The sequence below is a fragment of the Microcoleus sp. FACHB-831 genome (assembly GCF_014695585.1).
Taxonomy (GTDB): Bacteria; Cyanobacteriota; Cyanobacteriia; order Cyanobacteriales; family FACHB-T130; genus FACHB-831.
Genome location: NZ_JACJON010000042.1, coordinates 53,764 through 75,845 on the forward strand (window position 1 = coordinate 53,764; position 22,082 = coordinate 75,845).

The window sequence follows — 22,082 nt, forward strand, 5'->3', positions numbered from 1 at the left end:
TTTTAATTATGAATCGATCGCTCCGTACCTTGGGTGTAGCGCCAAATGCTTGGGCAGTTGATGAGAAAATTGCCGACATCACCCGTCCACCCCTCAAACCCGAACCTGTCACCCTAACAACAGCAACTAAGACGCTGCGCGTGGATTTGGCAAAAGCCGCCATATTGGTGATAGATATGCAGAACGATTTCTGTCATCCTGATGGCTGGCTAGCTCATATTGGCGTAGACGTGACACCCGCACGCACGCCCATCAATCCTTTGAAAAATGTGCTGCCAAAATTGCGGAGTGCAAACCTGCCTGTAATTTGGATAAACTGGGGCAACCGTCCCGATTTAATGAATATCAGCGCGGGAGCGCGTCACGTTTACAATCCTACAGGCGATGGTGTGGGTTTGGGCGACCCTCTGCCAGCCAATGGCGCACCCGTTTTGATGGCTGGTAGTTGGGCGGCGGCGGTGGTAGATGAGCTGGAACAAAAGCCGGAAGATATCCGCGTTGACAAGTACCGGATGAGCGGTTTTTGGGATACTCCCTTGGATAGTATCCTGCGGAATCTAGGAAGAACTACTTTGTTTTTTGCAGGAGTCAACGCCGATCAATGCGTGATGGCAACATTGCAAGATGCCAATTTCCTCGGCTATGACTGCATTTTGGTTACTGATTGTAGTGCAACTACATCTCCCGAGTATTGCTGGCAAGCAACTCTTTATAACATCAATCAGTGTTTTGGTTTCGTTACAGATTCTCAAGCTATCGTAGAAGCAATTAGCAATGGGGAATTTTAGATTTTAAGGTAAATCTAAAATCATCTCGGCGGACTTTCTCCGCCTGGGCAAAATTGTCGGGCTAACAGCTAAACTGAAGGAAACCCAAATGGATGCTGCTCGTTGCGTTATTCCTGTCCTCAAATCTCCTAAAGACTATCAAGCATATCGGATTAGTGCTAATGATAGTAACCGTTTAGCAATTGTATTCGATCCGAAGACGGCGAATATCTCATTAAGTTTTTGTGTAGAAATATTCGATGTTGGGGGGCAAACACCGCCGAATCGACATCAAATGGCTGTAGAGATGTTTTTCGTCCTTAAAGGAGAAGGGCAAGCCACTTGTGATGGAAAGACTGTACCAATTCGCCCTGGAGACAGTATTTTAGTGCCCCCGACGGGCATTCATAAACTTGAAAATACGGGATCTGGTCGCTTGTATACACTGTGTATCATGGTTCCCAATGAAGATTTTGTAGAACTAATTCGCAGTGGCATTCCTGTTGAATTGGATGAAGAGGATTTAAAAGTCCTCGGTCGTTCAGATTCTTTGGTTACACTTTAAAAATTGGAAATGGGGAATCGGTTTATCTCTGTAGCAATGAACCATGAACCATGAACTATGAACAAAGAAACAGTTTCAATGCACGCCAGAGATGGGGTGCGGCTAGATGCGGATATTTATCGCCCTGATGATAACGGTACTTATCCAGTATTGCTGATGCGGCAACCATATGGAAGAGCGATCGCATCTACTGTAGTCTACGCCCACCCCGCTTGGTATGCCGCCCAAGGCTATATTGTAGTTATTCAAGATGTCCGAGGGCGGGGCACTTCTGAAGGTGAATTTAAACTGTTTGCCCACGAGATTGAAGATGGTTTTGATACCGTAAACTGGGCGGCTAATTTACCAGGAAGTACGGGCGATGTCGGAATGTATGGGTTTTCTTACCAGGGGATGACTCAGCTTTACGCCGCCGCCGAACATCCACCCGCCTTGAAAGCTATTTGCCCCTCTATGATTGGCTACGATTTGTATGCAGATTGGGCTTATGAAGGCGGGGCATTTTGTTTGCAAGCTAATTTGGGATGGGCAATTCAATTAGCAACAGAAACAGCTAGGTTGCGGGGAGATGAGAAGGCGTATCAAGCGCTTTTTAATGCTTCTCGCAATTTACCTTTATATGACACAATTCCTGCTAATCCAGAAATATTAAAAAACTTAGCGCCTGACTCTTTTTATCACGACTGGTTAAACCATCCCGAAACTGATGAATATTGGGCAAACCTGTCACCTTCGCGCTTCATGCTGGAAGTTGATCTGCCAATGCTGCACGTTGGGGGATGGTTCGATACCTACCTGCGCGGTACTCTGAATTTATACAAGAAAATATCAGTTAGCAGCGCTTTCCCTCAGCATTTAGTAATTGGCCCTTGGGCGCATTTGCCTTGGGGTCGCAAAGTCGGTGCGGTTGATTATGGTGCAGAGGCGGCTAGCCCAATTGACTGGCTGCAAGTGCGTTGGTTTAATCAATTTCTCAAAGGTATTGATACGGGAATATTAGATGAACCGCCCGTTTATTTGTTTGAAATGGGTAGTAATGAATGGCGTTTTTTTGATAGTTGGCCTAGCGATAATAATAAATCCTATTTTCTGGAAAGTTCGGGTTTAGCCAGTATGCGGGAGTATGCTGGCAAGTTAGTTAAGCAAGAGGAAGAATCTAATAATCCAAAATACGATCCCCCCCTACCCCCCCTTAAAAAAGGGGGGGGTGAAAATCCAAAATCGATGGATGTGTTTGTCCACGATCCTTGGCGACCTGTTCCAGCTTTGGGGGGACACGCTGCAATTCCTGCTGGTTCTTTTGACCGTTCTAGCATCGATTGTCGCACGGATGTTTTAACTTATACTTCTGCACCGCTAGAGGCGGATTTATATATCGCTGGGGATGTAGCTGTAGAAGTTTATTGCACGGCTGATAAGCCAACTTTTGATTTATGTGCTGTCTTGTCTGAGGTGCGAAGTAATGGCAGCGTCTACAATTTTACTCAGGGTTATTTGCGCGTGAATCCCGGTGGGGAAACGACTCCGCTACAAATTAAACTTCAGCCGACTTGTATAAAGATTGCGTCTGGTAATGCCTTACGTTTGAGTTTAAGTGCTGCTTGTTTTCCTGCTTATCCAGTGAATCCGGGAACGAGATCTCTTCCTGCTGAAACTCGTTTGATTGAGGCTGAAATTATTACTTTGACCGTGCTAGCTGGAGGCGATTGTCCTTCGAGAATCTTACTTTAGAGCGATCGCACAGATCCCCCCAACCCCGCTTTTTAAAGGGGGCTATGCGTAAGTACCTATCAAATCTGTATTCTGACGGATGCTGGCTTTTGTGTAGTTTTATTAATTTAAAAGGCAGCGATTGTAGGAAAACTAATGCCGGAAGGACCAGAAGTAAGGCGGTTTGCAGATTCGCTTTGCAAAGCGCTTGAAGGTAAAGAAATAATTTCATTAATGGCACGCACGCGGGGCGCAAAGGCTTGGCTGTTAGAGCATCCAGGTGTTTTAATCAACCGCCGAATTGAACGAGTGCGATCGCGCGGTAAGCACCTTTATTGTTTGATTGAGGGCGGCTACTATTTCCATTCTCACCTAATGATGTGGGGGAGATGGGCGGTGGAAAGTGAAGTACCTCTAGAGATAGATCGTCGGGAAAGAGCGCGAATTGTTGTGCCAGATGCGATCGCTATTCTCTACTCAGCACCAATTTTTGAAATAGGTGCAGGCGATCCTTTTGAACTTGTCGAAAATCTACGCACTCTTGGCCCCGATATCTTACCTTATCCCGAAGAAGGATTATTTGATACTGTAAAGTTTAAAGAACGGTTGCTAACACCTGAAAACAGCGATCGCGCTATTGGTGCGGCGTTACTCGATCAACAAATCTTAGCCGGAATTGGTAATTATTTGAGAGCGGAAATTTTGTTTGATTGTCGCCTCGACCCTTGGAAATTGGTTGGCGAGTTGACAACAAATGAACTGGAACGATTGTGCGAGTCAATTGTTAAACTAGCGCTGCGAGCCGATGAGAAGGGCGGGGTTACTGTTTCTGATGAAGAGCGATCGCGCATGAAAACTGATTCTACGCTAGTTTATCAACTCGGACGCGAGTATGGGAATCGGCACTATGTTTTTCGTCGCACCAATTTACCTTGTTTGAGATGTAACGACACAATTCGCCAATTGCGTCAAGTGACAAGAGCGGATGAAGAAGGCGAGAAAAGTAGGATTATCTACTTTTGTCCTAGTTGTCAGGGGACGACGGTAGAGCTTAAGAAATCAAAAAGCAAGTCTTCTAAAGTTGCGGCTGAGGGAAATAAAAATGATGCAGAGATTGCCTCAAGTTCTATTAAAAAGACGGGGAAGCGATCGCGTCCTCCCGTCGATAATAGCGAAAATATTAATCAGGTGAATGTATGATTAACTCCGCCAAGTTAAACATAGAGGAAAATACTGGAGCGTTGAGCCGTTTTGCCAGCGTTGCCGAACAAGTTGCAGCAACAACTAAGCGGACAGAAAAAGCAGCATTTTTGGGAAACTATTTCACCTCTCTATCTGATGATGATTTGTCTCATGCTGCGCGATACTTTGCCGGATATATATTTCCCCTGCGAGATCAGCGCACAATTAATATTGGTGGGGCGGCATTGCTAACAGCAATAACGGCTGTTAGCGGAGAAGAGAAATCGGCATTACAAACAAGATTAGTAACGCTTGGCGATCCTGGGGATGTAGCAGAAGAAGCTTTTAATAAAAATGTAAATATTGATGGCGATAACCAGAGTCTTACACTTTCTGAATTATCAAATAAACTTGAAAAATTAGCAGCGACAACAGGAAGCAAACGTAAAACTGAGCTTGTCACAGAATTGCTTAAGGTGGCAACGCCAGTTGAAGCGAAATATATAGTTAAGCTATTAGCAGGCGATTTAAGAATTGGGCTTAAAGAAGGTGCAGTTGAAGATGCGATCGCTCGCCTTTTCAAGACAAATGTTTCTAAAGTTCAGTGGGCAAATATGCTAACTGGCGATATTGGCGAAACTGCTTTACTAGCGCGTCACCAAAGACTTGATGACGCGCGGATGCGGCTATTCCATCCTATTAAATTTATGCTCGCTAGTCCCGCCGCAGATTTAACAGAAGTCGCGAAACAAATGCCTTCAGGATTTGCCGTTGAAGACAAGTATGATGGAATTCGCGCTCAAATTCACCTTGCACCAGCCGAGGAAGATAACTCGATTCTTCACGGTAATATCCATAATGGTAGGCGCGTTGCCCTCTTTTCAAGAACGCTTGACGAAATTACCCAAAGCTTTCCAGATTTAATCGATCCAATTGCTGGAATTATATCAAGTGAAGCCGCAAAGGGTGAAGAGGGTGGTTTAATTTTGGACGGGGAAATTGTGCCCGTTAGGGATAATGAAATTTTACCTTTTCAAGAATTGCAAAAGCGACTTGGACGCAAGAAAGTTTCAGAGGAATTACTTGCCGCTGTCCCTGTTGGATTTATTGCCTACGATGTGTTGTACGCTCAAGGGCAAGTGTTAATTAATCAGCCCTTTTCCCAGAGGCGGAAGATTTTAGAATCTCTACATTTTGACACTCTAAGGGTACGTTGTGCTGCTTCAAAACAAGTCCCAGATATTTCCCAATTAGATGAAGAATTTGCCGCAGCGCGAGCCAGGGGAAATGAAGGCTTGATGGTGAAAGATTTGGATTCTACCTATAAACCTGGTAGGAGAGGACGAGATTGGCTGAAAATTAAACGCGCACTGGCAACGCTTGATGTTGTTGTGACAGCAGCCGAGGTAGGAAATGGCAAACGGCATCGCTTTTTGTCTGACTATACTTTTGCCGTGCGAAAGAGCGAAACAGATCCAACACTTTTAAATATTGGTAAGGCTTATTCAGGGTTAACAGATGCAGAGATAACTGAGCTTTCCGAGTGGTTTCGCGCTCATACTTTGCAAGAGTTAGCGCATGGTAAAGTGTGTTTGGTGGAACCGCGCATCGTCCTTGAAGTGACTTTCGATCTCGTGCAAGCTTCGACGCGACATGAAAGCGGTTATGCGCTAAGATTTCCGCGCATTTTGCGGGTGAGGAATGATAAGCCTGCTGAAGAAATTGATACGCTTGAAACTGTGCGTCGTTTGGCGGAAACTGCACCTTCTGAACCTGCAACTGATAAACAGGAATCTTTTGTTGATGCTGCTGCTAAATTGAATATCCCTCCACCCCCCCTTGGAGGCAATAGTGAATCTGGTATTTTTCAGTTAGAAAATGATATAAACCAAACCCCAAATATTGAAGCAGCGCACGAGGCTTTTAAAGCTTTTATTGATAGCAGCGATCGCTCTAAATCTATAGCAATACTGCACGACTCAGACGCCGATGGCGTGACTGCTGGGGTTGTATTGCAGCTAGCCTTGCAACGCGCTGGATTTGAGAAAGTAACCCGCGTTATACCCGATCGCGATCGCAATGCGTGGACGCCTGCAAACCGCGCTCGCGTCTCTGCTGTTACACCCGATCGTTTATTTGTACTCGATCTCGGTAGCCAATCGGAACCAGTAATTAATAATGTTCCTACTTGCTTTATCGATCACCACCGTCCTGAAGGTGTCCCGTCTAATGATACGCTGATTAGCGCTTACACTTGGGAGCCAATTCCTAACACCTCGCTGATAGTTTGGGAACTCTGTCAAGAAATTATAGATGTATCAGATTTAGATTGGATTGCAGCTATCGGGACAATGAGCGATTTAGGTGAAAAGGCTCCTTTTGAAATGTTGGCAGTTGCTAAAACTAAGTACACAGCAAAATATTTAAAGGAAGCTTCTGCCTTAATTAATGCAGCGCGGCGTGCTTCCCACTACAATCCAGAAGTAGCAGCGCAGGCGTTGCTTACGCATAAAGATCCGCGATCGCTCGTTAATTCAAACAACCCCGAAGTTGAGCAACTTCGATTAGCTAAGGCGGAAGTTAATACAGCACTTCAAGAGGGAAAAAAAGCAGCACCAATTTTTGCTGGAAATGTCGCTTTAGTGCGTGTAAATTCACCTTGTCAAATTCATCCGCTAATCGCACAAAGTTGGCGCACGCGATTACCAAAATATGTGGTTATTGTAGCGAATGAGGGATATATTCCCGGTCGGATTAACTTTAGCGCCAGAACGTCATCGGGGGTCAATGTCCTTGACTTGTTACGCGGTATAGAATTATCAGAAGGTGAGGGTAGCTACGGACACGGACACGATAGCGCATCTGGAGGAAGTTTGCCACGCGATCGCTGGAATGAGTTGCTGATCAAACTGGGGTTTAATATCACCGAAAATTAATAAATAGGGAATGGGTTCTTAGCCAACCCTTCTCCCCAGACTCCGGACTCCGGACTCCGGACTCCGGACTCGAATGAACGATTACCAAAGATGATTGATGTAGTTTGGGACATGGAAACTGGCGATCCGGATGATTTTTTAACGCTATTGTTGTTAATTGGACACCCAGAAGTTAACCTCAAAGCTGTTACAATCACCCCCGGAACGCCAGATCAAATCGGACTGGTGAGATATGCGATCGCGGAATTTAATTTAGATATCCCTGTCGGCGCTTACAACATCGAACATCCCAAGCAATGCGTCTCTAAATGGCACTACGATACTTATGGCAACATTCCCCCCTCCCGCGATGCAGAACCTGGGGGAGAAATTTTGCTGCGCTATTGCGATGAAAATACAACGCTAATTACAGGATGTCCCCTCAAGAATGTGGGAAGCGCTATGAAGTTAAATTTCAAAGTGGGGCGTTTGTTTGCCCAAGGTGGATTTGCAGGCGAGGGTGTAGTTCCATCAGAAAAACAATTAGATAAGTTTAAAGGGATGGTGACTTGCCCTACTTACAACCTCAACGGCGATTCAAAATCTGCTCTCGCTGCGCTTTCTTATTCCGGCATTAATATTAGACGATTTGTGTCTAAAAATGTCTGTCATGGAGTTTATTACGACCAAAATATGCACGAATATTTTGCAGCAGTTAAAGCCAAAAGTAAGTCTCTTGCATGGATTTGGCAGGGGATGGATGTTTACCTGCGATCGCACCAAAGCGGGAAGAAATTCCACGATCCTTTAGCAGCTTGCTGTGCTATTGATGAATCTATCGCTACTTGGGCAGAGGTAGAGTTGTACCGCGAAAAAGGTCAGTGGGGGTCGAGATTATCTCCTGGTTCTGGGACGTGGATTATTATCGATTACGATAGCGAGAAGTTTATCTCTACCTTGACAGCATATTGAGAAATAACCTACGGACTTAATGACTGCGATCGCCCCGCCAACCTCTTATTGCTAATTAGCAGCTTTTCAAACTCAGCCGCTGGTATGGGACGGCTGAAAAAATAGCCCTGCATCGTGTCGCATTGCTGTTCGCAGAGAAAATTTAGTTCAGCTTCTGTTTCTACACCTTCAGCCGTAACTTTTAGATTCAGGTTGTGAGCTAATTGAATCACGGCGTTCATAATAGCTGTATTTTGCGAATCGCTCGTAACATTGTGGACGAAGGAGCGATCGATTTTTAAAGTGTCAAAGGGAAATTGTTTCAGATAGCTCAAAGAAGCATAACCAGTGCCAAAATCATCGATTGCTATATGAATTCCCAACTTTTTCAATTCATTTAAGGTAGCGATCGCGCCATCAGCATTTTCCACAAGGCTGCTTTCAGTAAGCTCTAATTCTAAAGCCGATGGATGCAGATTTATGTTTTCTAATATTTGCACTATCTTCTGGCTCAGATTCGGTTGAGAAAATTGACGCGCCGACAAATTAACGGATATCCGCGAAAAAGAAAAACCAGCATCTTGCCATATTTTCGTTTGGGTGCAAGCAGTTTGCAACACCCACTCGCCAATCGGAACAATTAAGCCTGTTTCTTCTGCTAAGGGAATAAATTCAGCAGGTGAAACCATTCCTCGTGTGGGGGAAAGCCAACGCACTAAGGCTTCAGCACCGACGATATTACCAGATGAAAGCTCCACCAGCGGTTGATAGTAAACATGAAATTCGTTTCGTTCTACTGCACGCCGCAAACTTGTCTCAAGGACGAGTGCTTCAGCAGAGTTTACATCTATGTTTCCGGTGTAAAATTGATAATTATTCCCCCCCAGCTTTTGAGTGGAAAACATCGCCGCCGCCGCCCTCTTCATCAAATTCTCTATGTTCTCTCCTTCGCTGGGATAGAAGGCAATACCAATACTAGCCGTGACAAAAAATTGACCGCAATCTAAGTTGAATGGTTCATTAAGATATAACAAAATACTATGGGCGACACTGGCTACCGTTTGTCTTTGGCCTAGAGTTGCTAGAATTACGACAAATTGATCGGCATTCAACCGAGCCACAGTGTCTTGCATGCTGAGAGTTTCACTTATGCGTTCGGCGATTTGTTTGATTAAGCGATCGCTATCTTGATTTCGCAAACTGTCGGTGATGCGGCTGAACCGATCCAATCCTAGAAATAAAAGAGCGACGGAATTTTCTTGCCTATCGCTAATTATTTGAGCGAACCGTTCTCGCAATAGCAGGCGATTGGGAAGGTTAGTAACGCTGTCGTAATGGAGTAAGTGATTTAGTCTTTCTTCTGCCTGCCTGAGTGCTTGTGTATAAGGTTTAGTAATGTTGGTTTGTCTTTTCAGTCGCGCTGCGATCGCCTTGAGCAGTTCAGTTGGCGTACAAGGCTTAGTTACATAGTCGTCTGCTCCCGACTCCATTGCTTGGCGTAAATCAGCTCTTTCAGCCTTTGCAGTCAGGAAAATAAATGGAATTGCCGCTGTCACCGGATCTTGCCGCAATGCTGTTAAAACGCCATAACCATCGAGATCTGGCATCATCACGTCGCAAATTATTAAATCCGGTAATATTTCCCTCGCTATAGATACGCCCACTAAACCATTTTCTGCACCAGCAGCCTCGAAATCTTCTGCTGCTAGCAATTCTAAAATGTTTTCGCGGATGGGTTCTTCATCTTCAATAACTAAAATCTTTGTCATTATTTTTACTTATTACTTGCTGATTGTTCTATTACTTATATTAACTATGCTTGCGGGTGCAATGGCAAGTTAACAATAAATGTTGTGCCCACACCGACCCGACTCTCTAGCATAATTTCTCCTCCATGCAAGTCAATAAAGTTTTTGATTATGGCTAATCCTAAGCCAGTGCCCGGAATTGTGCCCACATTAGTAGCCCGATGGAATGTTTCAAATAATCGCGGTTGGTCTTCGGCGGGAATGCCAATTCCTTGGTCTTTAATTCGGAAGATAGCTTTATTTTTTTCGCAGGAAAGTTCGCATTCAATCCGACCGCCATTAGGTGAATATTTAATAGCATTAGATAGCAAATTGGTGAGAATGTGGTGCAATAGTTTTTCATCCATGCAAGCTTGGGGGCATTCCCCCTTAGCAACAAAAGCGATCGCATAGTTAGAGCCAGCTGTAAGTTGCATTTCTGCGACAAGTTCGTGGCAGAAACTTTCAAGGTCTAGAGGTGCGGGGTGAAATTCCAGCTTGCCAGCTTCGGCTTTGCCAATCAGCAGCACGTCATCTAGCATGGTGGTCATGCGATGGACAGCCTTTTGAATGCGTTGCAGATGAGTTAATTTTTTTTCATCCGCCCATTTATAACCATAATTTTCTAATAACCCCGCCGAAAATAAAATAGTAGCTAACGGAGTCCTAAACTCGTGAGAAGTCATAGAAATAAAACGGGATTTTAGTTCATTTAATTCCTTTTCTTTTGCTAAGGCATTGCGAACTTCTTCTTCTGCCCGCTTGCGTTGCATAAATAAACCTAATTCAGTTGAAGCTGAAATTAGTTCCATCAGTCGTTCGTCTTTATCGCGAGCTTCATACATAAAGAAGACTAAAACAGCCAGGACGTTATCGTTAGCAACTATAGGAATTCCTAAAGCGGATTTTAATCCGAAGTCCTTCGCGTGCTGTGCCCTGAAATAAACTTCATTAGGCTCAAGTGAAACATCTCGTCGCCACTCTGGTTCTTTCGATATCCAGACGCGACCGGGAATTCCAAGGCCCGGTGGAAATGTCAAATTCTCACTCAAGTTTCGGAATTGCTCTAACCTACTATCGCGGCTATACCAAGCGGGGCTGCATTTCAGGGCAGTTCCATCCTCTCGTGGAATCCAAGCTTCTCCAAAATCCCAGCCTGTGGCTTCGCACACTTTCTCTAATGCCACTCTCAGCGCTGCGTGAAAGTCTGACGAATCAAAAATGGCTTGGGTCATAGATTGTAAGAAGCGAACTTCCTCCTCGGTACGCTTGCGCTCGGTGATGTCTTCGGCAACTCCTGCGATCCGGTAAATATGCCCAGCCGAGTTCCGGACTGGAAAGGCGCGATCGCGTATCCAACGAATTGTCCCATCCGGCCACACGATCCGGTACTCCTGTTCGCCCCCCTCACTGTAGAGCTTGCCAAGGGTAGCCGTCCTCGACTCGCGATCGTCTGGATGTATGGCCTCCAGCCATGAGCTAGGCTGCTGATAAAGGCTCGCGCAGGTTCTACCCCATACTTCCTCGTAGGCGGGACTGATGTAGAGCAGTTGGCGGGCATCTGGAGAAATCATCCAGAAGACTTCACGAATATTTTCTGCTAGTTGACGGAACCGCTCTTCCGACTCCCGCAGCGCTTCTTCGATTTGCTTGCGCTGGGTGATGTCGTGGATTGTGGCTGTACTGAATTGAGGGACGCCGCCTGGACCGCGAATTAGAGCAACAGTCAAGAATCCCCAAGCTACTTGGCCATCTTTGCGGATGTAGCGCTTTTCCAACTGGTAAGAGTCGCGGTTTCCTTGAGCCAAATCTTGATAAAGCTCCCAATCTGGCATCAGATCGTCTGGATGAGTAAACTGGTTGAAAAGCATACCGTGCAGCTCTTCTTCCGAGTAACCCAACAGCTCCCGAAACTTGGCGTTGGTTGCCAAGATCCGCCCCTCCAAACTTGTGAGCGATGCACCAATCGCTTCTTTTTCAAATATCGCTCGAAATCGCTCTTCACTCTCGCGCAGCACCGACTCAGCTTGCTTGCGACTGGTGATGTCTCGATCCATACCGCGATAGCCGCTAAATTTTCCATCGCTATCGAAAACTGGTACTCCGCTGCTTTCTAGGACAACCCAATAACCGTTTTTGTGGAGGTTTGTGTTTTCCAGACATGAGAAGGGCAATGCCTTGGCAGCAATTGGCCCAAAAATGTTGCCAACACGAAAGGCTTCTTCTGGAGGCATCAAGTCAAAGGGCGTCTTGCCCAATACTTCTGAGGGTTCGTAACCCAAGATGTCGCGCACTTTGGAGCTGGCGTAGGTGTAAACAGCGTTTTCATCCACCTCCCATACCCAATCGCTAGTGGTTTCGATTAAATTGCGGAAGCGCTCTTCGCTATGGCGCAGCGCCTCTTCCCTAGCTTGGCGATCGCTGATGTCGCGACAAACGCAAATCAATCCGCCATCTTCAATCAACGTCAGGGAAAGTTCCTGGGGAAATGTAGTGCCATCGAGTTTTTTGCCAGTTGCTTCTCCTCGCCACGACCCGTTTTGGAAGAGGATGGGAAAGATGTCTCGCTCAAATCTAGCAACTTCCTCTGGGTAATATAACTCTTGCCACAAGTGGCCAAGGAGTTCCCCGGCGCTGTTGTATCCATATAAGTTGAGGTGAGAGCTATTCAGGTAAATGTATTTGCCATGTCGATCGAGAATGGCGATGCCTTCTTGTGCAGCTTCTACAGCAGCTAACTGTCGTTGCAGTGTCTCCTCAGACTGCTTGCGAGCGCTTATGTCCAGGTTTAGCCCAGCCATCCGCTCTGGCTGGCCGTTTTCGTCGTAAAAGACTTGGCCTTTACTCGCTAGCCACCGAATGGTACCGTCGGGCCAAACAATGCGGAATTCGATATCGTAGCCCTCCCGTTGGGCGATCGCTTGCTCTTGTGCCTTTACAACAAATTCGCGGTCATCTGGGTGAACTCTGGCGAGGAAGGTTTCATGGAGGTCGTCGAACGTGCCGACCTCAAGGCCAAACAGTGCGGCGAGGTTAGGCGACCAAGTTTCTTTGCCAGTCTGAATGTTCCAGTCCCAACTACCCATGCGAGCAGCTTCTAGAGCTACGCGCAGTCGCTCGTTACTTTCTTGCAGTGCCGCTTCTGCTCGCTTGCGCTCGCTGATGTCGCGCACCATCACTAAGACTTCATTTTCTCCGCTAAGAGCGATTCGAGCCTCTTGAGTCAAGATTTCGCCGTCTAGTGGAATTTGAAACTCATAGATTTGTACTTTGCCCGTAGAGAGTGCTTGCTGCACGTAATGCATTCGTTGCTGTGCTACCTCTAGGGGCAGGATATCGTATATATTTTGGCCGCGCATATCACGGCAGGTCTTTACATACTTAAAATTTATTGCTGGAATAAAATCAAAGTAGATGCCATCTCCGCTCATCCTAATTATCAAGTCAGGAATAGTCTCCAACAGGACGCGATTGGTTGCTTCGCTTTTACGCAGCGCCTCTTGGGCTTGCTTGCGACTGGTGATGTCCTGGTTTATACCGAGCATGCGTACTGGTTTGCCCGTTTCGTCATAGAAGACCTGACCTTTACTTGCTATCCAGCGAACGCTACCGTCGGGCCAAATGATACGGTATTCGGTATCGCAATTTTCCGACTGGTTGAGGATGCGGTATATCGCTTCTGTGACGAATTCGCGGTCATCTGGGTGAATTATGGCCAATAACGTTTCATAGGTGCCGTCGTAGGTGCCCACTTCCAAGCCAAAGAATTTTTCTTGGGTAGGACACCAAGTAATTTCCCCCGTCAGAAGCTGCCAGTCCCAAGTACCAAAGGGGCCAGCTTCTACGGCTAAACGCAGCCGTTCTTCACTTTTTTGCAGCGCAGCTTCCGCCTGCTTGCGATCGCTGATGTCTATCAACAAGCCATCCCAGAGAATATCTCCGTTTTCTTGCTTTTCAGGTCGGGAAATGCCTTGAAGCCATTTGACGTTCCCAGAGGGTGTGAGGACACGTCCCTCCCATTGCCAGGGTTGCAAGGTAGTGGCGGAGACAGCAAGTGCTTCCTCAAAGCTTTGGCGATCGCAAGTATGTATGCAATCGATAATCAAAGCAGCATTCTGCTGGATTTCCTCTGGCTCTAATTCATAGATTTCTCGACAACTGGCACTAACAAAAGGAAAAGCAAAAGAGCGATCGCCACGCAGCAGGAACTGATAAATCATTCCCGGCACGTTGGCTGTCAGCTTTTGGAATTTAGCTTCGCTGCGTCGCAATGCTTCCTCTGTCTGCTGACGTTCGGCAATCTCCAACACCAGCTGATAGTTCAATTGGCGGTAAGCAAATGTACGTTCGGCAACTCTAGTTTCTAACTCCTGATTTGCCTCTCGTAGTAAGGCTTCTGCCTGCTTAAGTGGAGTAATGTCTGCACTTACGCCGACTATGCCTCTCCATACCCCTCGTTCGTCAAAAATAGGCGAGGCAGCCGCGATCGCGTTGAAGGTAGTGCCATCTCGCCGCTGAAGAATATATTCGCCTGATGTACTTTGGCCAAGCTGTAATCGAGCCATTTTGTCAGCACCTTGTTCGCGGGAAGTCTCTGTTGGGAGCATGATTTCCACAATATTGCGACCCAGTGCTTCCTCCTTCTTCCAGCCATATAGTGTTGAGGCAAATCGGTTCCAATAAGTAATATTGCCGTTAATATCCGTAGTGATAATAGCCTGTTGAACCAAATTAAGCAGGTGTGCCTGAAAGTGAATTTCTTTCTCTGCTTGCTTGCGCGAGCTGATATCCCGCACTATAACCACAACTTCTGCTTCTGCGCTCTTAACAATGCGGGCTTCAAAATCGCGATCGCTGCCATTTAGTTGTAGTTGATACTCAAATATTTGAATTTTGTTAGTACGCAGAGCTTGCTCGATGTAGTGTAGAGCTTGCTCTGCTACTTCTTCAGGCAAAATTTGACTCACTTTGCTGCCAATAATTTCAGGCGTAGGAAGAAACAAATCCTCATCTTTTGCCGCTTTGTAATCTAAATAAATACCCTCTCGGTTGAGGCGAAACATCAGATCGGGGATCGCTGCTAAAAGTGCGCGATTTTTCGCTTCGCTGGCTTGTAGTGCTGATAAAGCTTGCTGGCGCTGGGTGATGTCGGTGGAAACGCCAATCAACCCGATGACTTTACTTTGCTCATCTCTTAGTGGCGTTGCTGCATTGTCAAACAGCGTGTCGCCAAGTGTTGAAATCCATCCATACTCTGCACCTGCCAAGACGCGGCGGATGTTTTCTAAAATATCGGGTTTTTGGTAGTAAAGCTCAAAGACTGAGTGCCCTACAACTTGACCCGGCTTAAGTCCTATAGGCTCCAGTCCTTTACCCTCTGAAAGGGTAAAAACACCTTCGCTATCTAGGGCATACAAAATAATAGGCGCATTGGTAACGACGGTACGCAGAAGCGATCGCTCCTTGCTTAGTTCTTCTTCAGCTTGCTTGCGACTGGTGATATCTGCGGTGCAGCCGTAATAATAAAGTACGCCGTCCTCTATAGCAGGTCGAGCTATAACTTCAAACCAGCGAGATCCTCTATGCAGCGTGTGAAAAAGATAAACAACTGTATAAGGTTCGCCTTTAGTTATAGCCTCCCCTGCTAACCTAAGACTTTCTTGCGACTCGTGCCCGGAATCTACGCGCTCATCCCAAATTTGATGATTGTGAAGAAATTCCTCTCTGGAAATACCGCTAAGCTCGGTCATAATCTCGCTGGCATAGATAAACTGAGCCGTTGAGGGACAGAACTTCCAGACAAAACTGGGCAGCATATTGAAGATTTGACTAATTTCGGCAGCGCCGCGATCGATTAACTCTTGTGCTTGCTTGGAAGCAGTGATATCGCGGATTAGCCAGCGCAGGGCGATCGCCCTGCCTTCCTGATTTTTGACAGCAGACACCTTGAGAGCAGCGTTAATGGGCACGCTGTTCCGAGGTTGCAAGCATCCTTCCCACTCCTCCACCCCTTGCGCCTGAAGCATTAGGGCTAATTTAGAATAAAATTCTTCATGCTCTTTTTCGACAACGTAAACCAGCAGCGGTTTGCCCGCTAGAAACTTCTGCGAGACGTTGAGCAAAGTGGCTGCGGCGCAGTTGGCTTCCTGAATTACCCCATCGTTATCGGTTAGCAAGTAAGCATCTGGCGCGAACTCAAACAACTCTTGGTAGCGCTGGCGTTCTGCTACCAATGCTAGGCGAGCAACTGACAGTTCCTCATTCTGCCGACACAGTTGCTGGTTCTGCTGGTGCAGTTCCTCGTTGGCTATTTCCAGTTCTTCCAAGGCGTTGCTAATTTCATGGAACGCCGCCGTTATGATTTCCGGCTGTTGTTGCTGTGAAGCAGTTTCGCTTGTGCTGCATTGCAGTACTTCCAGACGCTGTTGCATCTGCCATATCTGCCTGCTCAAGTCGTTCAAGTCCACGCCCGTTCTCCCGCTTGCTGACACTTACAATGAACTCACAATCAACTTTGAACTACATCAGCGTTTCCACCAGGTAGGCTAAAACGATATATAACTTAGTTGTGTTTTGTACTGAAACTACTTAAGTAAATTTGAAGAGATTTTAGCCGCAGGTTGTTAAAAACTGCAAGCTTCTTTTAACCATTCGGCTTCGGCGGAATCCAAAGTAGAAGTCAGTTTCTGCACAACAGCCTGGTTATATTTTTGTAACCACTCTCGCTGTTGTGTCGAAAGGCGATTCAAATCAATTAATTTTTTGTCAAAAGGAATATAAGTGAGAGGTTCAAAACTATACCAAGCAGCACCGTTATCTTTGACAACATAGAGGTTTTCGATGCGAATTCCACCCCAGCCGGGTTCGTAGTATCCAGGTTCAATACTTGTAATCATGCCTGGTTCTAGAGGTTGCTGTGCTAGTTTGCTGATGCCGTTTGGCCCTTCGTGACCGCTTAAAAAAGCGCCTACGCCGTGCCCGGTTCCATGCCCGTAGTCTAACTTAAGTAGCCATAAAGGGGAACGAGCGATCGCATCTATTTGCATTCCCGTCGTTCCTTTGGGAAATTGTTGCATTGCACAATTGATATGCGCTATTAAAACAGCGGTATAACGTTCAATTTGCTTCTGAGTTGGTTCTCCCACGCTCATGGTTCTAGTATCATCTGTAGTGCCAGCTTTATACTGTGCGCCAGAGTCGAGTAACAGTAGCGAACCCTGCTTTAAAATTTCACTACGGCTGGGCGTGCTGTAGTGGACAATAGAACCGTTAGCACCAGTCGCGGCGATGGTTCTGAAAGTCAAACTCTGAAAGTCTGTTTCTTGTTCATAAAACCGCTCGATTGCTTCTTTAACGTCTAATTCGCTGACGACTTTACCGCTAGCAAGTTCATCGGCTAACCACTTAAGAGTTCTAGTTTTAGCTCGACTTGCTTTAAAGTTAGCGGCTTTCATTTGTTCAATTTCAACCGCATTTTTTCTCGCCTTCATCAACTCAATGGGATTGGCGATAAGCATAAGGTCGATTTCTTCTTTTGCAGCGCTAACAATCAAGCCATAAGTACCCATTGTTGTATGTTTTGGGTCTAAAAGTATCTTTGGATTTGGTGATTGGCTAACCAAATCGTTTAAAACTTCTCCGTATTGGTCGTAAGTCTTTAAAGTAACGTTTAGTTGCAGAGTTTGGTTAAGCTCTGCGTCTATACGGGATAAATTGGTAAACAAGAAAGCTTGATCCAAAGTGATGACTGCATAGGAAATGAACAAAGGAATATAGGGGATATCCGCACCCCGCAGGTTAAACAACCAAGCTACTTGATTAAGGTTAGTGATAGGGAGGATATTGGTATCAACCTGTTGCATGGCTTCACGCACCCTAGCTAATTTCTGCTGTGTGGTTTCTCCAGTTAGCTCAGATTGCAAGCTAAAAAGGGGCGAGTCTCCATAAGCTGGTATGGGATCTGATTCAGACCAGGGACTTTGAGAGCGGATAATATCTACTAGATTTTCTGCTACTGGGACTAAAGTAACTCCCAAGGGTGAGAGCCGATTTTCCCATGACTGGAATTGGTCGAATGCAAGGGTAAAAGGGTCAAATGCTAGACGAAAAGTAGTATTATTTGTTGCTGCTGTTTGAGCTAAATTTTCTAGTATTTCTAATAAAGTAAGATTACCTTCTTTACCAAGTTTGGATATATTAATTAGTGAGGAATCGATTTGTAAGTCAGCTTGTTCGTGGTAGCGGGAATCTACAAACAACCAGCTTTGCTGAGTACCTACTAGCAAATCGCCAGCAGATCCGGTGAAGCCACTTATCCAAGCGCGGCGCTGCTTGGCTGCGGGCATAGATACGTTTAAATGCTCATCTACAGCAGGGATAAAGTAGGCATCAAACTGATTGTTTATGAGGAGCGATCGCAAATTGCTCAACTTCGCAGAGATTAATTCTTTATTAATTTGGGGAGTGGAAATGTTTAAGGTTGCCATAAATTTGGGGTGAGGTTGACGATCTATTGTAACTCGCGTTTAAATTTCTAGCCCACGAGGAGGTTAACGCTTCCAGATGGGAGCGTAAAAATTAGTCGGGTTTAACCGATTCGTTACAAATAACGTATCTACTATTAATTATCCCAACAGCGATCGCTCTTGGCGTTTCAGTGCTGCTAAAAGTTCTGCATTTTGGAGAATAACGCCAGCTTGATTATTAAATATCTGCATATATTTTTGATCGCTTTCGTCAAAGCTAGCTTGCCAGTAATCTGGCACTTCTACCCCATCATCGGGGTTGTATTCGGGAAACTCGCCGGGTTTCCTTTTATTAATTAATTGAGTAACGCCAATTAAATCCCCATCGGGGCTAAAAACTGGCATGCATAATAGGCTACAAGTGCGATAACCAGTCTTTGCATCGGTTTTTTTTGCAGTTTCCGAACCAGGGTGATCGTACAAGTCAAAAGGAATATTCAGAGGTTTAGCGGATTCGGCGACTTTACCAGCGTAACCTTGCCCTACTTTTACGCGCAATTCTTTTACAGAACCGTCTTCAAAAGGAATTTGCGTCCACAATTCACCTGATTTAATATCTAACAGCCACAAGGTACTGCGATCGGCGTTCATTAGTTTTTTAGCCGCCTCCATTACCCGCTTGAGAATTTCTTCGAGATCTAAATTGCTCTGGCTAACGGAACGTGTAGCCGCCATGAGTGCGGCTGCAACTCGTTGTCCTCTAGCTGTTTTATGATAAGAACGGAAGCTTTCTAAAATCATTTGAATCATAGCCGCATTTTCAGCAAACCGTTCTTGATCTGTTTCGTTAAAGCCTTGTTGGTCGATTCTTTCTGCCAAAGAAGCAGTGCGATCGCCAAATCTTTTTAACTTGTTAAGCAACTGGACTACAGCAATTAAATTTCCCTGTTCGTTCAACAGTGGCAAAGCCAACATTGTATAGGTGCGGTATCCGTTTTTTTTGTCTTGCTCTTTTGCTGTCTCAGAACGCGGATCGTCGTAGAAATCGAAAGGAATATTAATAGCTTGCTTGCGTGCCGCTACTTCCCCCACGATCCCTTTAGTTGCAGGGATGCGAATTTCTAGAAACCCATCGCCTTCATTTTCAGCAATAATCGACCAAAATTCATTTTTCTCTTCATCTAATAGAAAAATGGTCGTGCGATCGGCACTCATGGACTTACCCATTTTTAGGGTAATAGAGCGCAATGTTGCATCGAGAATGTCATCAAAACCCTGAGTATCCATGACGCTATTAAGCATAGCCAGAGTTTGGCTAACAACATTCTTTTGCTGAGTTTCCGCCTCTTGTTTAACTGTGGCAAACTTCTTGGCATTTTGCAGAGCAACGCCAGCTTGAGCGTTAAATATCTGCATATATTTTTGACTTTGAGCATCAAAGCTAGCTTTGAAACATTCTGGCGCTTCCGGCCAATTAGTGGGGTTATATTCTGGAAATTCGCCTTGTTTCCTTTTGTTGACTAATTGAGTTACACCAAGCAACTCCCCATCTGGGCTGAAAACTGGCATGCATAGTAAACTACAAGTGCGATAACCTGTAGCTTGATCGAATTTTTTGGAATTAGCAGAATCGGGATGGTCGTAGAGGTCAAATGGAATATTTAAAACCTCTTGCGATGCTGCTACTTTTCCTGCAAAGCCGACCCCTACAGGAACGCGCATTTCTTTTAATGAGCCATCTGCTTGGGGGATTCTTGTCCATAAGTCATTGCGATCGCGGTCTAACATCCATAGGGTACTGCGGTCGGCGTTCATGAGTTTCTTGGCTGCATCCATGACGCGACCGAGGACTTCTTCAGAATCCAGACTGCTTTGAGATAGCGATCGCGTTGCTTCTGTTAGCGCTTCCGATGCTTTGAGTCTTTGGGTTAATTTATAGCAATACTGGCATTTTTCTAAAATTCGTCGAATTACTGGCGCGTATTCAGCAAACTGTCTTTGATCTGCTTCCGTGAATCCCTCTTTGTCAATTCTTTCTACAAAATAATTTGTAAGATTATTAGATCCCTTTAGCTTGTTAATTAGCTGGACAATAGCTACTAATTCTCCCTGTTCGTTCAAGAGGGGCAAAACTAATTCATTGTAGGTGCGGTAGCCGTTTTTATTATCTATATCTTCTTCTAAAATGAGGCTTTCGTCGCGGAAACTAAAAGGAGCATTGACTAATTTTTTAAAATTCATTACCCTCCTTTCAGTTTCTTGATTGGACAGGATTTGAATTTCTGGATATGCGTGGCTGCTACCGCCTTCATTTCTGGCTATAATTGACCATAGTTCATTTTTATCTTCATCTATAAATAAAATAGTGGTACGATCTACACTCAGGAGTTCGCCCATTTTTAGGGTTATAGAACCTAGAATTTCATAAAGAATATCGTCGAAACCTTTACCCTCCATTACGCTTAACATAGACAGCAGTTTTTGTTCTTGCGCGGCAACAATTTGCCTAAAATCTGCGTGCAAATCTGCTAATGCTTTGTTAAGCCAAAATTGGTTAAATACAGATTCGTAAATATGGTTGCAAATTCTTAACTTTGCACCGCGTTTAACTACCAAGCCTGACAGCCGCAATTCCATCTGTTCGGGGGTGTCATCGGCTGCTACTTCGTTGCGTTGCAAAATTTGCTGATAAAGTTCTAGCAGCAAACCCTTGCGATGTCCCACTCTAAGGATGCGATCGCGTATTGTCTTTAGATGCGGTGGTTCATCAGTAGCTTCCCAATTGTCAATGATGCGCGATCGCACTAAAAGTTCAACCCAGCCTTCAGGGTTGGGTATTGTAAAGTTGGGATTTTGGATTAAATCTGCATTCTCCAGGACAATTTTACAAAGCTTTTGTGTAAGAAATGGTTGTCCGCCAGTCCAATCTAGTATTGCTTTTAAAACAGCCTGGGGATTGCTAACTTTACCTGCTAACCCAGAGGCTAAAGGTTGCGCTTCGTGTAACTCAAAGCCATTTAATTCTATGGCTCGACCTATATTAAAAGGGGTGCGGTTTTTGTCTTGAATTAAATCGGAAGGTGTGGCTACTCCCAGCAAGGCAAAAGTTAACCTATCGTATTCATTGCAGGCGCGGATAAAGGCGAAAAAGTCGTCTATTCTGAAATTTAAGCTGAGGACGCTATCAATTTCATCTACAAAAATCACAATATTTTGGCTGACTGACTCTAGCAGCACTTGTTCGATAAACTCGTTCAAGCGCTGCACGGGAGGAAGAAAAGCGCGATCGCGCAACCAACTTTGTAAGTTAATCTTACCTGACAGTTGAAAAGTGGTTACTAGCCGTCTCATCACCCCTGCATACCACTGATCTGGGGTGATATCTTGACTGCCAATCTTGGTTAAATCAATTGCAGCACAGGCGAATCCTTCAGCTTGCAACCTGTGCATCGTTCGCACCCGCAAGCTGCTTTTGCCCATCTGCCGGGAATTGAGGACATAACAAAATTCGCCTGCTTTTAATCCTTCATAAAGGTCATTATCGGCACGACGGACTACATAGGTGGGGGCATCAAGTGGTAAATGTCCGCCCACTTTATAGTTATATGCTCGGTTTAGCTCTTGACTCATAATTGAATCTAAATTGGTAGAAAACACCGCTTTCCATTGGTAGATATTAATTAGTAGTTAGTAGATGCTGACCGACTTTGATTGGAGAGCGATCGCCTGATGTTTTATTT

10 protein-coding genes are annotated in these 22,082 nt (G+C 45.3%); 6 read left to right on the plus strand and 4 right to left on the minus strand.

Translation table 11 applies throughout. The features are described 5' to 3' along the window. The first annotated feature begins 8 nt into the window (after window positions 1-8). The 6 genes from H6F77_RS11695 (at window position 9) to H6F77_RS11720 (ending at window position 8,111) form a co-directional block, all read left to right on the plus strand. On the plus strand, window positions 9-788 hold the full coding sequence (locus tag H6F77_RS11695) for a cysteine hydrolase family protein (protein ID WP_190488624.1): 780 nt from the start codon (window positions 9-11) through the stop codon (window positions 786-788). Between the two features lie 88 nt (window positions 789-876). Beyond that, window positions 877-1,332, plus strand: a complete 456-nt coding sequence (locus H6F77_RS11700) for a cupin domain-containing protein (protein ID WP_190488626.1) — start codon at window positions 877-879, stop codon at window positions 1,330-1,332. Between the two features lie 57 nt (window positions 1,333-1,389). Further along, the gene (locus tag H6F77_RS11705) at window positions 1,390-3,063 is read left to right on the plus strand and encodes a CocE/NonD family hydrolase (protein WP_242022081.1); all 1,674 of its coding nucleotides are present in this window, start codon (window positions 1,390-1,392) and stop codon (window positions 3,061-3,063) included. A gap of 135 nt (window positions 3,064-3,198) precedes the next feature. Continuing rightward, window positions 3,199-4,242 (plus strand): Fpg/Nei family DNA glycosylase, encoded by a 1,044-nt coding sequence (locus tag H6F77_RS11710; protein WP_190488628.1) that lies wholly within the window; start codon window positions 3,199-3,201, stop codon window positions 4,240-4,242. Continuing rightward, window positions 4,239-7,160, plus strand: a complete 2,922-nt coding sequence (locus H6F77_RS11715; protein WP_190488630.1) for an ATP-dependent DNA ligase — start codon at window positions 4,239-4,241, stop codon at window positions 7,158-7,160. The genes H6F77_RS11710 and H6F77_RS11715 overlap by 4 nt, the downstream gene beginning before the upstream one ends. A gap of 90 nt (window positions 7,161-7,250) precedes the next feature. Further along, a complete protein-coding gene (locus H6F77_RS11720; protein WP_190488632.1) occupies window positions 7,251-8,111 on the plus strand; it encodes a nucleoside hydrolase in 861 nt (286 codons plus the stop codon). Between the two features lie 8 nt (window positions 8,112-8,119). Here the strand turns inward: H6F77_RS11720 and H6F77_RS11725 are convergent, their stop codons facing one another. From H6F77_RS11725 to H6F77_RS11740, 4 genes are all read right to left on the minus strand, one after another. Continuing rightward, window positions 8,120-9,859, minus strand: coding sequence for a putative bifunctional diguanylate cyclase/phosphodiesterase (locus tag H6F77_RS11725; RefSeq protein WP_190488634.1), 1,740 nt, complete (start codon window positions 9,857-9,859; stop codon window positions 8,120-8,122). A 44-nt stretch (window positions 9,860-9,903) separates the two neighbouring features. Next, a complete protein-coding gene (locus H6F77_RS11730) occupies window positions 9,904-16,368 on the minus strand; it encodes a sensor histidine kinase (protein ID WP_190488636.1) in 6,465 nt (2,154 codons plus the stop codon). A gap of 132 nt (window positions 16,369-16,500) precedes the next feature. Next, complete coding sequence (locus H6F77_RS11735) at window positions 16,501-18,363, minus strand: aminopeptidase P family protein (protein WP_190488638.1); 1,863 nt, start codon at window positions 18,361-18,363, stop codon at window positions 16,501-16,503. 138 nt (window positions 18,364-18,501) lie between these two features. Then, window positions 18,502-21,972 carry a GAF domain-containing protein gene (locus H6F77_RS11740; RefSeq protein ID WP_190488646.1) on the minus strand — a complete coding sequence of 1,157 codons (3,471 nt, stop codon included), beginning with the start codon at window positions 21,970-21,972 and terminating at the stop codon, window positions 18,502-18,504. Window positions 21,973-22,082 lie beyond the last annotated feature (110 nt).

Excerpts from the sequence above, each read along its gene's own strand:
- H6F77_RS11705 (WP_242022081.1), top strand. The coding sequence starts at position 1,390 with ATGAACAAAGAAACAGTTTCAATGCACGCCAGAGATGGGGTGCGGCTA.
- H6F77_RS11720 (WP_190488632.1), top strand. The coding sequence starts at position 7,251 with ATGATTGATGTAGTTTGGGACATGGAAACTGGCGATCCGGATGATTTT.
- H6F77_RS11740 (WP_190488646.1), bottom strand. The coding sequence starts at position 21,972 with ATGAGTCAAGAGCTAAACCGAGCATATAACTATAAAGTGGGCGGACAT.
- H6F77_RS11700 (WP_190488626.1), top strand. The coding sequence starts at position 877 with ATGGATGCTGCTCGTTGCGTTATTCCTGTCCTCAAATCTCCTAAAGAC.
- H6F77_RS11725 (WP_190488634.1), bottom strand. The coding sequence starts at position 9,859 with ATGACAAAGATTTTAGTTATTGAAGATGAAGAACCCATCCGCGAAAAC.
- H6F77_RS11710 (WP_190488628.1), top strand. The coding sequence starts at position 3,199 with ATGCCGGAAGGACCAGAAGTAAGGCGGTTTGCAGATTCGCTTTGCAAA.
- H6F77_RS11735 (WP_190488638.1), bottom strand. The coding sequence starts at position 18,363 with ATGGCAACCTTAAACATTTCCACTCCCCAAATTAATAAAGAATTAATC.
- H6F77_RS11695 (WP_190488624.1), top strand. The coding sequence starts at position 9 with ATGAATCGATCGCTCCGTACCTTGGGTGTAGCGCCAAATGCTTGGGCA.
- H6F77_RS11715 (WP_190488630.1), top strand. The coding sequence starts at position 4,239 with ATGATTAACTCCGCCAAGTTAAACATAGAGGAAAATACTGGAGCGTTG.